Here is a 14,269-nt window from a genome sequence, read left to right as displayed (position 1 = left end):
ATGAACCAACAGTTTTTAAATCATTATTATCAGCAGCCTGAGGAAAGTATTTTAATGGAAATTGCCAACTTAGCAAAAAAAAGCACAGATTTGATTGATCTTTCTATTGGAGATCCAGATTTGATTACTGATGAAAGTATCATTCAATCGGCTTTTGAGGATGTGAAAAGAGGACATACTAAGTATACTGCTCCCGATGGCAGTGCTGAGTTCATTGAGGCAGTCATTCAATTTTACAAAAAAACTTACGGTCTAACGTTTAATCCCGATCAAGTTAGAGGGACTGTCGGTGCATTACATGGTATGTACCTTGCACTGCAAGTTCTCTTAAATACAGGAGACGAAGTGATTATTCATGAGCCTTACTTCTCTCCTTATAAAGAACAAGTCATCGCTGCCGGGGGAACTCCTGTGATTATTCCGACCTATGAAAAAGACGGCTTTCAAATCGATACGGATATTCTGGAAAAAGCGATTACGCCGAAAACAAAAGCACTCATTTTGAATACGCCGAATAATCCGACAGGGGCGGTCTTTTCTAAAGAAACATCTGAAAAAATTGTGGCATTAGCCAAAAAATATCATTTCTATATTTTATCAGATGAAGTGTACGAAGCTTTTACTTTTTATGATACTTTCACGCCTCTTGCCTCGTTGGCTCCAGAGCACTCAATTACTTTCGGAAGTTTTTCGAAAGCATTTGCCATGACAGGCTGGCGTATCGGCTACATGATTGCTCCAAACTATATCAACGAAGCCGTCAGCTTGCTGAACGAGAATGTCACATATTCCGCACCTACCCCTTCTCAACGGGCTGGAATTTATGCGTTGGAACATAGTGAAGAGTTGATTCCAAAAGTTGTTGATGTGTTCAAGGAACGCATGGAATATATCGCTGACCGGGTTGCCGCTATTGACTATCTCTCGCTGCATGAATTAAAAGGCAGTATTTACGCCTTTATCAATATTTCCCGCACAGGCATGACTTCAGTGGCATTTTCAAAGTATTTGCTGGAGAAAACGAAAGTATTAGTCATCCCGGGAAAAGCCTTCGGAGATAGCGGAGATGATTACGTCAGACTTGCAGCAACACAAGAAACAGCTGTCTTGAAAGAAGCCTTTGACCGAATGGAAAAACTGGCATTTTAGTTTTTTTAAAACTCGTCTGTCCCTTGACAGCAAATCTTAAAACAAAAACGTTAAGCAGATTGACAAAAGTCGCTGCTTAACGTTTTTTAATCTGTCTCATCAAGACAACAATTGAGCCTTCCAGACACCTATCATAATTTATAAAAGTTTGGCTCCATCAGATCGTACGTACAAAAATAAGTGTAGCCGATATCTTTTAACATCTTTCTTGCTTCTTTGATATGATACCCTAAATGTTCAGGTTCGTGACTGTCACTCCCGATGGTTAAAATAGTGCCTCCCAGTTCACGATAAAGTTTCAAAATTTCTAGCGAAGGTGTCAATCCGGGAATCCCGTAGCGAAAAGAAGAGGTGTTTAACTCTATCCCCTTGTTATCTTGAATAACGATTTTTAAAATCTCTTCTATTTTTTCTCTGCTGTAATTAACTGTATCTACTTCTTTATCCAAATATCGTCTGACCAAATCCATGTGTGCCAGCACGCTGTAATCTTTATAAGTAGTCACCAGTTGATACATTTCATCGTAATATCTGTCACAACTCTCCTGATGGGAATGCCCTTGTTGGAATTCTCCTGTCCAAAATTCTTTGTCATCTATTTGATGGACAGACAGTAAAATAAAATCAAAAACATAGGATTCATAAAGTTTTTCAAATTGAGGGATCGTGTGTATCTGCATGCCGAATTCTAGTCCTGTTTTGATGGAGATTTGATTGCTATATTTTTGAGTCAATGCACGCAACTCAGAAAAATATCGCTCATAGTGGACATTTTTAACTTCTTGATTTTTTCCAACCAGAAAAACATCCTCTGGTTTCCAATCCGGCTTAACGCCATAATCCACATGATCGGTAAAACAAAGCTCCTCTAGTCCCATCTCAAGAGCATCTCTGACGACATCTTCCATCAAGTACCAAGAGTCATCACTATAGTCGCTATGAACATGATAATCAGCATACACCATGTAAGAATCCCCCTTCCAATTTTAAAAATTCTGTTAACTGTACGATTACCGGTAAAAAATATCAATTTCAAACTGCTGATTTGTTTCTCTGGGAATGACTTCAATCACTGTGTTCCCCTCATGCGTTAGGGCTATAACGGCGTGACTGGCTGCAATCCCCAAGTCTATTTTATTTAATTTGTTTTTCAAAAACATCCGCTTGATGCCGCTCCCCACATCGGTAATGGTTACTTTTTCCTCTCCAAATGCCAGTCGCCAAGGTTGCGAATTTAATGACGAAGGGGCTAAACGAACGGCCGCTGCCACTGCGTTAGCCATAGGACTGATTGTCTCAATGGATTTTCGTTTAAACTCATCCTCACTTTTTCTTGCGGGAACATCGGTTTTTCCGAAAGCCAGACCAATACAAAAACGATCATCGTGACGTTTAGGCTTGACGCCAGCAAACCAGCCGCTGCCAAGGCCCAGACTTTGAAGATACAAATCTCCTTGTTGCAAAACAAACCCTGCGTTCCCATAGGCTGAACTATGGTTGTCACAATAGACTAACAAATAATACGGAGCACCTTGTCCATGGCTCACTTCATTGTCGGTTACCAACGCCACCTTCGCCTGTTGACCGGAAAACTGTTTTGCATTCAAAATCCATGTTTCAATATCCAAAAGTTGCTGCTGGTCCAACAAATCATCTCTAAAGCGCCTGACTTGTCTTCGTGTAAAAATCGTTTCATATAATGTCATTTTGCCACTCCTTTTTAGTATCGAAAACGTCACAGATGAAAGAGTTTCATTTTAATTTATTTATTTTCTAGCCCGATTTTTTGATGATTCAGTTCTACTAAAAGGGCAGAAAAAATAATATCGATAATATATTGGGCAGAAAAAAGCGATGAAAGAGTGTCGATATGAAAATATCGGTTAGTGTCCAACTTAATTAATTCATCACAGTAATCGAGAAGGTCTGCCGCCCTTCCACCGCCTATGACCACCGTATAAACATGGTTCTTCTTTAATCTTTTGGCGATTTTTAAAATCGTTTCATTCATGCCCGTCAGTGTGATAAGGACAGCCACTGTCTCATTTTTATGAGCGGATTTGTAAACATAACTGCCATTATATCCGCTGTGGGACTGGCAAAAAACACCTGTAGAATTTAACTTGAAAGCCATTTGGTCCGCCAATGATGACGTAATCCCGATACCATAGACATCCACCATCTTCGCCTGAACAATTTTTTCACACACATGCTGTAAAACTTTCCTGTCCAATAACAACTTCGTATTGATAGCTGTTTTCTGATAAAGATTAGGCAGGGTTTCTATAATGTCTTCTAGCTCCAATTCATCGTGAATCGGATTATTATCCACAATCAAATTCTCAGCACGGCGGAGTTCCTGAAGTTCGTTATTCAAGTCTACCACAAATTCCCGATAAGATTTGCTGCCGATTTTTTGATAAAACCTTGTCACCGTTGCTTGTGAGGTGTAGGTTAATTTTCCCAACTCTTCACTGGAGAGATTGATCACATCGTTGTCACGGTCTAACACAAATTCTGCTATCACCCGTTCAGAAGGAGTCAAATTTTTCTCATCTTTTAATTTTTCTATCAGCATATTTACACCATCCGTTTATCTTTTCCCAAAATTATGATTTGATTCTAAAAAGCCCTAACGCTCCCTCTATAAAAAAATCTTGTTGTTTTTTCACACACTCGTTTAACAATCTACCATCATTTTTTGCTTCAATCGATTCCCAACTACTTCCTTTATTATAGCAATAATTCTTTGTTTCCAAAAACATTTATGAAGAAATATTTCATTTTGCTGCCGTTCCCGTCATTGCTTTTGAATACTTCAACCATAATTGGCAAATCTATTGTTTCTCCCGTCAGAAACCGTTAACATAGTGGTATGAGTATTTTTACATCATTATTTTAGGAGGAATTCTTAAATGTCAAAAAACGCACTTAAAATTGCAACAATCGGTGGCGGTTCCAGTTACACACCAGAATTGATTGAAGGTTATATCAAAAGGAAAGATGAACTGCCAATCAAAGAAATTTGGCTGCTCGATATTCCTGAAGGAGAAGAAAAATTATCTATCGTTGGTGAAATGGCCAAGCGAATGGTCAAAGCTGCCGGATTAGACTGGGAAGTCCATTTGACCCTTGACCGTCGCGCTGCTTTGAAAGATGCAGACTTTGTAACGACACAATTCCGTGTCGGCTTACTTGATGCCCGTGTGAAAGATGAGCGTATCCCTCTGTCTCATGGCGTTTTAGGTCAAGAGACTAATGGAGCTGGCGGAATTTTTAAAGCACTTAGAACTATTCCTGTGATTTTGGACATCATCGAAGAAATGAAAGAGCTCTGCCCTGATGCTTGGTTGATTAACTTTACCAATCCAGCTGGAATGGTCACAGAAGCTGCTATCAAACATGGCGGATGGAAAAAAACTGTAGGATTATGTAATGTTCCTATTGGACATACAAAACAGGCGGCTGAAAAACTTGGATTAACTGAGGACGACATATTCGTCAAGTATGCAGGTATCAACCACTTCCACTGGCACCGTGTTTGGGATAAAGAAGGCAATGAACGGACAGATGAGCTGATCGACTTGATCTATGGACCGAAAAGCGAAGCTGAAAGCCATCTGAAAAATATCCATAGCGTACCATTCCCTTACGAACAAATAAAAGATTTAGGCATGCTGCCATGCGGTTACCATCGTTATTACTATATCGAAGATGAGATGCTGAAACACTCTATCGAAGAGTTTAAAGAAGGAAAAACCCGTGCACAAGTCGTTAAACAAACAGAAAAAAGTTTGTTCGAACTTTATAAAGACCCTAACCTAGACTATAAACCAAAAGAATTAGAACAACGAGGCGGAACACATTATAGTGATGCTGCCTGCGAAGTGATCGCAAGTATTCAAAACGATAAACGTACGAATATGGTTGTTTCAGTTGAAAACAATGGCACAATCAATGATCTTCCATACGACTGTGCGGTTGAAGTATCTGCTTCTGTCACAGCTCACGGACCTGAAAACTACAATTGGGGCAAATTCCCGCCAGCTGCTCGTGGAATTCTTCAATTAATGAAAGGGATGGAAGAAACGGTTATCAGAGCCGCAATCACTGGTGACTATGGTGCTGCACTCCATGCGTTTACTATCAATCCTTTGATTCCAGGTGGTACAATGGCAAAAACATTATTGGATGAGCTCTTGATTGCACATAAAAAGCATCTACCTCAATTCTCTGATGACATCAAACGTATTGAAGAAACACAGCCTGAAACTGTTTCTTACGTTGAAGAATTGATGAAGAGCAACTAGAACATATTAAGCATTAGCGTCAGTCAACGGAAACACGAGTTGAATGACTTAACAAAAACTGCTTTATTCCATAAAAATTTGGAATGAAGCAGTTTTTCTTTTTTATCGGACTGCCGTCTAAAATCAGTGCTATTTAAGAATTATCATACAAGACAAACTTGATTTTTGCTTTATTATCGCTGTCCTTTTATAATTTGATAAAAGGAAATGATTAAAAGAAAGCTGGTGCAAATCGATGAAATTCCACTTTATTGATATTTCCCTCCAATGGATGGAAATCATGACAGAACAAGAGGTGCATTTTTATATTGACCAAAAAGACAGAAACATTCATTTAGGAGACATTGTTCAGTTTATTCCCTACACTGGTTGACGTTTCTCTTCTAGACAGTCTGTCTATGGAAAAGTTACTTTCATCACAGATTATGAACAAAAACCCGGGATGGTCGTATTCAGTTTTAAAGAATTATCCCCACAGTCTGTGATACTCTTTAATGAATTACTCGATGTGTTCTATGATGCGTTTGACGATGACCTCATAAATCTTTCTGACATTCCAAAGGATTTTAGCCTCTTGGCAGAAAAAAATGAACAGGTCAAAGAGGCCTATTTGACCTTCAAAGCAAGTCTGGCATAAGCCATAATTTTCAGCAACACCCGATATCTCAATCGAAACTTTTCATTAGCAAGCACTGAAAATCAAAAACATTTTCAGTGCTTGCTAGGCTAAATGCTACCCTAAGCCTAGGCTATAATTGATGCACCGCCCATATAAGGACGTAATATTTCAGGAATCGTGACCGTGCCGTCTTCATTTTGATAATTCTCTAAAATGGCAGCCACGGTTCGCCCCACCGCCAAGCCTGAACCATTTAAAGTATGGGCATACGTTACCTGCCCTTCTGTGTCACGATAGCGGATTTTAGCACGACGAGCCTGAAAATCCGTACAGTTTGAGCAAGAACTGATTTCACGATAAGTATTTTGTGCGGGCATCCAAACTTCGATATCATATGTCTTCGCTGCTGAAAACCCCATATCCCCTGTACACAATACTATCCTTCGAAAAGGTAAGCCTAATTTTTTTAAAATATCTTCGCCATTATCAGTCAATTTTTCTAATTCATCATAAGATGTTTCCTTGGCCGTAAATTTGACCATCTCCACCTTATGAAATTGATGGAGCCGGATAATCCCACGGGTGTCCCGCCCCGCACTGCCCGCCTCAGACCTGAAACAAGGACTCAAAGCTGTCAGATAAACCGGCAATTCTTCTTCTTTCAAGATTTCGTTTGCGTAATAGTTAGTCAGCGGTACTTCCGAAGTGGGAATCAAAGTATAATCAGCGCCTTGAATTTGAAAAACATCTTCTTTAAATTTCGGGAATTGTCCCGTTCCAAACATGGCTTGACTATTTACCATATAAGGTGGGATGATTTCCTGATAGCCGTGCTCATTGATATGTGTGTCCAGCATGAAATTGTACAATGCCCGTTCCAAACGGGCGCCTAAGCATTTGTAGTAAAGAAAGCGGCTGCCTGCCACTTTTGCTCCCCGCTGAAAATCAAAAATATCCAAATTTTCCCCAATTTCCCAATGGGGTTTCGGTTCAAAGTCAAATAGCGCTGGCCTCCCCCATCGTCTGATTTCCACATTGTCTTCCTCATCTTCTCCCACTGGAACTGTTTCGTGAGGAATATTCGGCAAGCCTTCCATCAATTCTTTAAAAGAATTTTCTACGCCTTCCAACTCTTTCGTAAATTCTTTTGTTTGCTGGTTGAGTTCCTTTGTCTTATCGATGATTTCTGACAAATCTTTACCCTCATTTTTCAAAAGTGCTGCCTCATCAGAAAGTTGATTTCGCAAATTATTTCTTTGCTCAATTTTAGGTAGCAACTCTCTTCGTTTTTGATCCAATGTAAAAAGGTGAGCCAGCTCACTTTCCAAAACCCCACGAGAATTCAGCGCAGAAGAAAGCGTTTTAAAATTTGTTCTCAATTCTTTGACATCAAGCATCCAGTATCATTCCTTTCAGTTTTATAGTCTAAAAAAGCTTTCCCGCCCAAATAGAATTTATCTATTGGGACGAAAAAGCATCACTTTTATCCGCGGTACCACCCAAAATCAACGACATCTGACCGGCCGTTGCACTTTGTCAGTTGATAACGGTAACTATCCGAAATAAATCAACTTTATTTCCTCTACCAGGAATGGAATTCATCCAGTCATTCTGCCGATTTTCACCAGATATCGGCTCTCTGAAAAAACGACTCAGATTACTAGTTTCCATGAGTATTTTCTAATATATCTCTCACTTCATATAATACCCGTTATATACAACTTGTCAACTTTAGGTCTATTTCTAAAAAATGCTGTCGAGATGAAATCATAAAAATCCCATTATCCTTTGTTATTAACCATGAAATGATATACTATAGAAAGTATTTAGAGAGAGTTGTTAGAAAATATTTTTGTATTGGAAGGAGTTTTTTAACTTGATGGATGAAAAAAAAATCAAAACTGCAGTAAAGATGCTCCTCGAAGGCATGGGCGAGGATATCCAAAGACCGGGCCTTTTGGAAACCCCTGAACGAGTAGCAAAATCCTATAAAGAAATTTTTGGCGGTCTCTACGAAGATGCTGCCGTACATTTAACCAAGACTTTCCCCGTTGAAAGCAATGAATTTGTTTTGGAAAAGGATATTCCTTTTTATTCCACCTGTGAACATCATCTAATACCTTTTTTTGGTGTCGCCCATGTGGCTTATGTCCCCACAGACAAAGTTGTTGGTCTGAGTAAATTGGCCCGGACGGTTGATATTTTTGCAAGACGTCCGCAAATTCAAGAACAACTGACGAATCAAATAGCGGATGCCATCACAGAACATCTGGAACCTGCCGGCGTCATGGTCATCATCGAAGCTGAACATCTTTGCATGTCCATGAGAGGCGTCAAAAAACCGGGTGCTAAAACTCTGACGATGGTTTCCAGAGGTGTTCTCCAAACAGATAGTGAATTAAAAAACACCATTTTAAGCATGGTGGGCATTAAATAATGAAACGAATCAATCAACTCATTCGTCATCGGGACTTTCAATTTTATTTAAAAGAAATCGAAAGGTTTGAAGCTGAACGTATTTTCTGTAAACATGACATCGCTCATTTTTTTGATGTAGCAAGAATTGCTTACATCCTAAAACTGGAAAATCATTTAAAAGTAGATAGAGAAATAATTTATGCCGCTGCTCTGCTCCATGACATCGGCCGGTATCTGGAATATAAAAAAGATATTCCCCACGATCAGGCAAGTGTTCAATTAGCTGAACCATTATTGATAGAAACTAAGTTCAATCAGGCTGAACGAGAAATAATTTTATCTGCCATCAGCAGCCATCGGCGAGTACCTGTGGAAATCAGCAAAATGAATGAAAGCCAAGAATTGGCCTATCTGCTTTTCCACGCAGACAAATCATCTCGACTGTGCTTGTTCTGCCCTGCCAGAGATGCTTGTTACTGGGAAGAAACAAGGAAAAACAGAGACATCAATTATTAATTGAAAGAAGGTTATCAAGTGATTATTGGCAATAAAAACTTTGACGTGGCCCATCACACCTATATCATGGGCATTTTGAATGTCACACCCGATTCTTTTTCAGATGGAGGAAAATGGCATGATAGAGATGCTGCTTTGAAACATGCAGAAACCATGATAACTGAGGGGGCTGATTTGATCGATATCGGCGGAGAATCCACGAGGCCGGGACACGTCCAAATTACAGAACAGGAAGAAATCGAGCGAGTGCTTCCAATCATTGAAGCAGTCAAATCTCATTTCGAAATACCTGTGTCCATCGATACCTACAAAGCATCAGTCGCAGAGGCCGCCATCAAAGCGGGAGCTGATTTAGTGAATGACATTTGGGGACTGCAATATGATTCCCGTATGGCTGAGGTCATTCAAACCGCCCAAGTCCCCTGCTGTTTGATGCATAATCGGAAAAAAGCGGACTATCAGCATTTCGAAACTGATTTTATCAGCGATTTAGAACAAATCGTCGCCCGTGCTAAAAAAGCTGGTATCCCTGATGATAAGATCATCCTTGATCCCGGTGTGGGCTTTGGCAAATCGTATCAGAATAATCTTTCGGCCGTTGCCAATGTGGGGAAAATCCATCAGCTTGGCTATCCAATCTTGCTGGCAACTTCTCGCAAAGGGTTTATCGACAAAACCCTTCATGTTTCTGTGGATGATCGTTTAGAAGGAACCTTGGCCACCACTGTTATTGGGGTACTCAATCAATGTGCTTTCATCCGAGTACACGACGTCAAAGAAAACAAAAGAGTTATTCAGATGACCGAAGCCATCATGGCACAAAAAATCTAAAGACAAGTGAGGAAATTAAGGTGGCAGACATTATTCGTATTAAAAATTTAGAAACCTTTGGCAATCATGGACTGATACCCGAAGAAAATGTTTTGGGACAGAAATTTTTTATTTCCGCAGATATGTACACAAAGACACGTCAAGCTGGCAAAAATGACACCATGAATCAGTCCATTCATTACGGAGAAGTGTGCCATGAAATCGATTCGTTTGTCCGTCAAAAGACGTTCAAATTAATCGAAAAAGTAGCAGAAAGCTTGGCAGAGCACTTATTGCTCACTTATCCCCTAATGACTGGTATCGAACTGGAAATAAAAAAACCATGGGCACCTATCGGATTACCTCTGGACTTTGTTTCTATTGAAATCTTTCGTTCATGGCATGATGTCTATATTGGCCTTGGGTCAAACATTGGCGAAAGTGAACAACTGATTCATGAGGCGATAACTCAATTAGATGAGTTAGAAACCAGTCAGGTGGTAAACGTCTCCAAGTTGATTAAAACCAAACCTTATGGCGGAGTAGAACAACCTGATTTTATCAATGGGGCCCTTCACCTAAAAACGTTGCTGACTCCAAATGAATTGCTTGAGGTCCTGCATCAGATAGAACACCAAGCCGGCAGAGAACGCTCCATTCACTGGGGACCACGGACATTAGATTTAGATATCCTGCTTTATGATGAGGAACTTATCTTTGAAGAAAATCTGACGATTCCTCATATCGATATGACCAATCGAGAGTTCGTCTTGACCCCTCTAGCTGAAATAGCACCCTATGCTATCCATCCGGCAAGCGGTAAAACTATTTTAACACTGCAGCAAGAATTGATGAGAGAAAGTAGTCATCACAGTTTATAAAAAAATGAAAAAGTAGAATTCTCCGTTATTTCTACTTTTTTATTTTTTCATCTATTTTATTGTGTCTATTTCTAAACTTAGCCTTTATAATAGACTTGGATGTAAATTCACATAACACGTTGAAAAGAAGAGGAAGCCACATGCAGACAAAACAATTATTTAATGCCTTAGCTCTTAATCCAATCATTGCCGCAATCAAAGATATGGATGATCTGGAAGCCGCATTGCAAACGGATGTGGAGGTCATTTTTGTCCTTCATTCGGATATCTTCAATATCAAGGAAATCTCAGGTAAAATCAAAGCATCCGGTAAAATCGGATTTTTACACTTTAACTTTGTCAAAGGTTTGTCCGATGAGGATATCAGTTTAAAATATATACGAGAAAACACTGATTTTGATGGGATTATCTCCACAAAAGCTAATCATATTTCTGCTGCAAAAGCTTTGGGTTTTTTCACGATTCAGCGACTTTTCCTGCTGGACTCCATGTCTTTGGAAAATATCCACTCCCAAGTTCAAATGAAACATTCTGATTTAATTGAAATTTTACCCAACGTCAATAAAAAAATAATTCACATTGTCAGGCAGAAAATCAAGCGTCCTCTACTGGTCAGCGGACTGATTTTGGATAAGGAAGATGTGATGAATGCCTTAGCCAATGGGGCTGCCGCCATCTCCTCCACCAATCACTCCGTATGGGAGCTTTAATTTAAAATTGGATTGTCAAAACATGTGAAAAATAGTATACTTGAGATAAGTTAATAATTGCTAGAGAGATGAGTGCATACAATTGATTGCCATAGACAATATGGGGTCAGTTTTGTGCACTCTTTTTGTATTGATGACAGGAGGAAAGAAAATGTACGATATCATTATTATTGGTGCAGGCATCATTGGAACATCTGTTGCCTACGAATTGGCAAAATATCAGCTGAATATCTGTGTTTTAGAAGCTGAAAATGATGTGAGTGTGGGGACCACAAAAGCTAACAGCGCTATTCTCCATGCAGGCTATGATCCTAAGACGGGCTCTTTGAATGCCAAACTGAATGTGGAGGGATCAATCTTAGCGAAAGAGCTTTGCGAAAAACTCGATGTGCCGCGAAAGCAAATCGGTTCACTAGTAATCGCTTTTTCTAAAGAAGATTTGTCCACTTTGGAGGCGCTTTATGAGCGAGGCAAACAAAATGGGGTAGCAGACCTGCAACTGCTGACGGCGGAAGAAACACTGGAGATGGAGCCTCACTTGAACTCAGAGATTTTTGGTGCCCTCTACGCTCCTACTGCAGCCGTTGTCAATCCTTGGGAGTTTGCATTGGCACTTGGTGAAACAGCCAAAATAAACGGTGTTGAATTTAAATTCAATCAACGAGTATTAGATATCCAAGAAGAAAACGACTTTTTTTCAGTCATCACAGAAAAAGGGTCCTTTAAGACAAAACAAGTAATCAATGCTGCCGGTATCCACGCAGAGGAAATCCATCGTTTGGTAGCGCCCCCAACCTTTAAAACGATTCCTTGCCGGGGTGAATATTATTTACTGGATTTAGAAGAGGGAGAAACTGTCAACCATGTGATTTTCCAATGCCCGACAAAGGCAGGCAAAGGGATTTTAATCAGTCCCACGACTCATGGCAACATCATTGTAGGACCTAATGCAGAAAATATTGCTCCCGAGCTGATAAATACTGGCGCAGACATCGCCAACACTTCCATGGGGCTGGAACAAGTGGCCAAAGGAGCCAGACTTAGTGTGCCAACGATTAATTTGTCAAATTCTATCAGAAATTTTTCTGGTATCAGAGCAAACACCGATCGGGAAGAATTTGTAATTGAAAAAGTCATTGACGATTTTTATGATATTGCAGGAATCAATTCGCCGGGACTCACAGCAGCTCCTGCAATTGCCCGTTACTTGGTGGATTTGATGGCTGAAGATGGTCTAGTTCTCACAGAAAAAGAAACATTTATTGATGAAAGAACAAGAGTCCATTTTAATGATGCTTCTATTGAAGAAAAACAAAAAATCATCAAAGAAAATCCTGATTATGGCCGTATTATCTGTCGTTGTGAAAACATCACGGAAGGCGACATTCGCCAGAGTCTTCGTCAGACTTTGCCTGCCAGTTCAGTAGATGGGGTCAAAAGACGGACTATTGCCGGAATGGGAAGATGTCAAGGAGGCTTCTGCGGCCCCCGTGTCGTGGAAATTATCGCAGATGAATTAAACATTGCTCCGACTGAAGTAGATTTGGATAAGCTGGGAAGCCGTATCTTGACCGGCATTACAAAGGAGGTTAACTAAATGTATGATTTAATCGTCGTTGGCGGTGGCCCAGCTGGTCTTGCTGCTGCCTTAAGCGCCTATGAAAATGGCTGTGAAAAAATCTTGATTGTAGAACGTGATCTCGAACTGGGAGGAATTTTAAATCAATGTATCCATAATGGATTTGGCTTGCATTATTTTAAAGAAGAATTAACTGGTCCAGAGTATGCAGAGCGTTTTATCGACCAATTAAAAAATACTTCCATCGAAGTGATGCTGGATACTATTGTTTTAGAAATAACTGAGGATAAACAAGTACATACCATGAGCAAAGAAAATGGCTATCAGCTGTTGCAAAGCAAGGCAATTGTCTTGGCCATGGGCTGCCGTGAAAGAACTCGAGGAGCTATTCAAATGCCCGGCTCTCGCCCTGCTGGCATCTTAACTGCCGGGGCTGCCCAACGTTACGTCAACATTGAAGGCTATATGGTCGGAAAAAAAGTCGTGATTTTAGGTTCAGGAGATATCGGTCTGATCATGGCCAGACGTATGGTTCTGGAAGGTGCTGAGGTGCTGGCGTGTATCGAACTGATGCCCTATTCAGGAGGACTCACTAGAAATATTGTTCAGTGCTTGGATGATTTTAATATTCCCCTTTATCTCTCCCACACGATCACTGATGTAACCGGAAAAGATAGACTGGAATCCATCACTATGGCAAAGGTGGACGATAAAAGAAAACCAATACCAGGAACTGAGCAAGTCATTGATTGTGACACCCTTCTTCTGTCTGTCGGCTTAATACCGGAAAATGAATTGTCCCGCAATGTGGGCATCCAAATGGACCAGCAAACCCGAGGCGCCATGGTGTATGAAAATATGGAAACCTCTATCTCCGGGATATTTGCTTGCGGAAACGTACTCCATGTTCATGATCTGGTGGATTATGTCAGTGCAGAAAGTTCTCTAGCTGGAAAAGCAGCGGCAGAATATGTGCAACAACAAAATAACATCGCCGAAAAAGACTTTTTAACAATTAATAACGGTCAAGGGATTTCATACATTTTGCCTCAAAAAATCCGCAAGGAAAATGTTGATAAAAAAGTGGATTTATACTACCGTGTCAATCAAGTGTACGATACTTGTATCGTATCTATCCAACATCAAGGAGAAGAACTGGCAAAATTCAAACGGAAAAATCTGGCTCCGGGGGAAATGGAAACTATTCCCCTTAGAAAAAAATTGTTAGACAAAGTCGACATTAAAGAACTAGACATTGTCGTAAGGGAGGCGTAAAA

The 14,269-nt window shown here is 40.1% G+C and carries 13 protein-coding genes and 1 other annotated feature; of the genes, 9 read left to right on the top strand and 4 right to left on the bottom strand.

Translation table 11 applies throughout. The annotated features are described in order from the left end of the window. Nucleotides 1–1,149 carry a pyridoxal phosphate-dependent aminotransferase gene (locus CBF29_RS04630; protein ID WP_126807863.1) on the top strand — a complete coding sequence of 383 codons (1,149 nt, stop codon included), beginning with the start codon at nucleotides 1–3 and terminating at the stop codon, nucleotides 1,147–1,149. 131 nt (nucleotides 1,150–1,280) lie between these two features. Here the strand turns inward: CBF29_RS04630 and CBF29_RS04625 are convergent, their stop codons facing one another. From CBF29_RS04625 to CBF29_RS04615, 3 genes are read right to left on the bottom strand one after another with little or no spacing between them, the layout of a single operon-like run. Then, nucleotides 1,281–2,114: a histidinol-phosphatase HisJ family protein gene (locus CBF29_RS04625; protein ID WP_126807861.1), complete on the bottom strand. Its 834-nt coding sequence runs from the start codon at nucleotides 2,112–2,114 to the stop codon at nucleotides 1,281–1,283. Nucleotides 2,115–2,159: 45 nt separating this feature from the next. Next, entirely contained in the window at nucleotides 2,160–2,855 is a 696-nt protein-coding gene (locus CBF29_RS04620; RefSeq protein WP_126807858.1) for a nitroreductase family protein, read from the bottom strand. A 56-nt stretch (nucleotides 2,856–2,911) separates the two neighbouring features. After that, nucleotides 2,912–3,727 carry a MurR/RpiR family transcriptional regulator gene (locus CBF29_RS04615; RefSeq protein ID WP_126807856.1) on the bottom strand — a complete coding sequence of 272 codons (816 nt, stop codon included), beginning with the start codon at nucleotides 3,725–3,727 and terminating at the stop codon, nucleotides 2,912–2,914. Between the two features lie 337 nt (nucleotides 3,728–4,064). Here CBF29_RS04615 and CBF29_RS04610 point away from each other — a divergent pair, with 337 nt between their 5' ends. Further along, the gene (locus CBF29_RS04610) at nucleotides 4,065–5,459 is read left to right on the top strand and encodes a 6-phospho-beta-glucosidase (RefSeq protein ID WP_126807854.1); all 1,395 of its coding nucleotides are present in this window, start codon (nucleotides 4,065–4,067) and stop codon (nucleotides 5,457–5,459) included. A 744-nt stretch (nucleotides 5,460–6,203) separates the two neighbouring features. Here CBF29_RS04610 and serS read toward each other — a convergent pair. Continuing rightward, nucleotides 6,204–7,475: a serine--tRNA ligase gene (gene serS, locus CBF29_RS04605; RefSeq protein ID WP_126807852.1), complete on the bottom strand. Its 1,272-nt coding sequence runs from the start codon at nucleotides 7,473–7,475 to the stop codon at nucleotides 6,204–6,206. A gap of 62 nt (nucleotides 7,476–7,537) precedes the next feature. Beyond that, nucleotides 7,538–7,760: a binding site (T-box leader), on the bottom strand. Between the two features lie 197 nt (nucleotides 7,761–7,957). On the opposite strand from serS, the gene folE reads away from it, so the two are divergent. From folE to CBF29_RS04570, 7 genes are all read left to right on the top strand, one after another. Beyond that, a complete protein-coding gene (folE, locus tag CBF29_RS04600) occupies nucleotides 7,958–8,515 on the top strand; it encodes a GTP cyclohydrolase I FolE (protein WP_211334251.1) in 558 nt (185 codons plus the stop codon). Next, nucleotides 8,515–9,012: an HD domain-containing protein gene (locus tag CBF29_RS04595; protein ID WP_126807848.1), complete on the top strand. Its 498-nt coding sequence runs from the start codon at nucleotides 8,515–8,517 to the stop codon at nucleotides 9,010–9,012. The genes folE and CBF29_RS04595 overlap by 1 nt, the downstream gene beginning before the upstream one ends. Nucleotides 9,013–9,030: 18 nt before the next feature. Then, entirely contained in the window at nucleotides 9,031–9,843 is an 813-nt protein-coding gene (gene folP, locus CBF29_RS04590; protein WP_126807846.1) for a dihydropteroate synthase, read from the top strand. A gap of 20 nt (nucleotides 9,844–9,863) precedes the next feature. Beyond that, the gene (gene folK / locus CBF29_RS04585) at nucleotides 9,864–10,703 is read left to right on the top strand and encodes a 2-amino-4-hydroxy-6-hydroxymethyldihydropteridine diphosphokinase (RefSeq protein ID WP_211334250.1); all 840 of its coding nucleotides are present in this window, start codon (nucleotides 9,864–9,866) and stop codon (nucleotides 10,701–10,703) included. A 140-nt stretch (nucleotides 10,704–10,843) separates the two neighbouring features. Further along, nucleotides 10,844–11,413 carry a glycerol-3-phosphate responsive antiterminator gene (locus tag CBF29_RS04580; protein ID WP_126807842.1) on the top strand — a complete coding sequence of 190 codons (570 nt, stop codon included), beginning with the start codon at nucleotides 10,844–10,846 and terminating at the stop codon, nucleotides 11,411–11,413. Between the two features lie 151 nt (nucleotides 11,414–11,564). After that, a complete protein-coding gene (locus CBF29_RS04575; protein ID WP_126807839.1) occupies nucleotides 11,565–13,010 on the top strand; it encodes an NAD(P)/FAD-dependent oxidoreductase in 1,446 nt (481 codons plus the stop codon). Next, nucleotides 13,011–14,267, top strand: a complete 1,257-nt coding sequence (locus CBF29_RS04570) for an NAD(P)/FAD-dependent oxidoreductase (RefSeq protein ID WP_126807837.1) — start codon at nucleotides 13,011–13,013, stop codon at nucleotides 14,265–14,267. The last annotated feature ends 2 nt before the right edge of the window (nucleotides 14,268–14,269 follow it).

The sequence above is a fragment of the Vagococcus elongatus genome (assembly GCF_003987645.1).
In the GTDB taxonomy this organism is placed as follows: domain Bacteria; phylum Bacillota; class Bacilli; order Lactobacillales; family Vagococcaceae; genus Vagococcus_A; species Vagococcus_A elongatus.
Note: the sequence above shows the minus strand (reverse complement) of the source record. Positions and strands in the feature narration are given on the sequence as shown.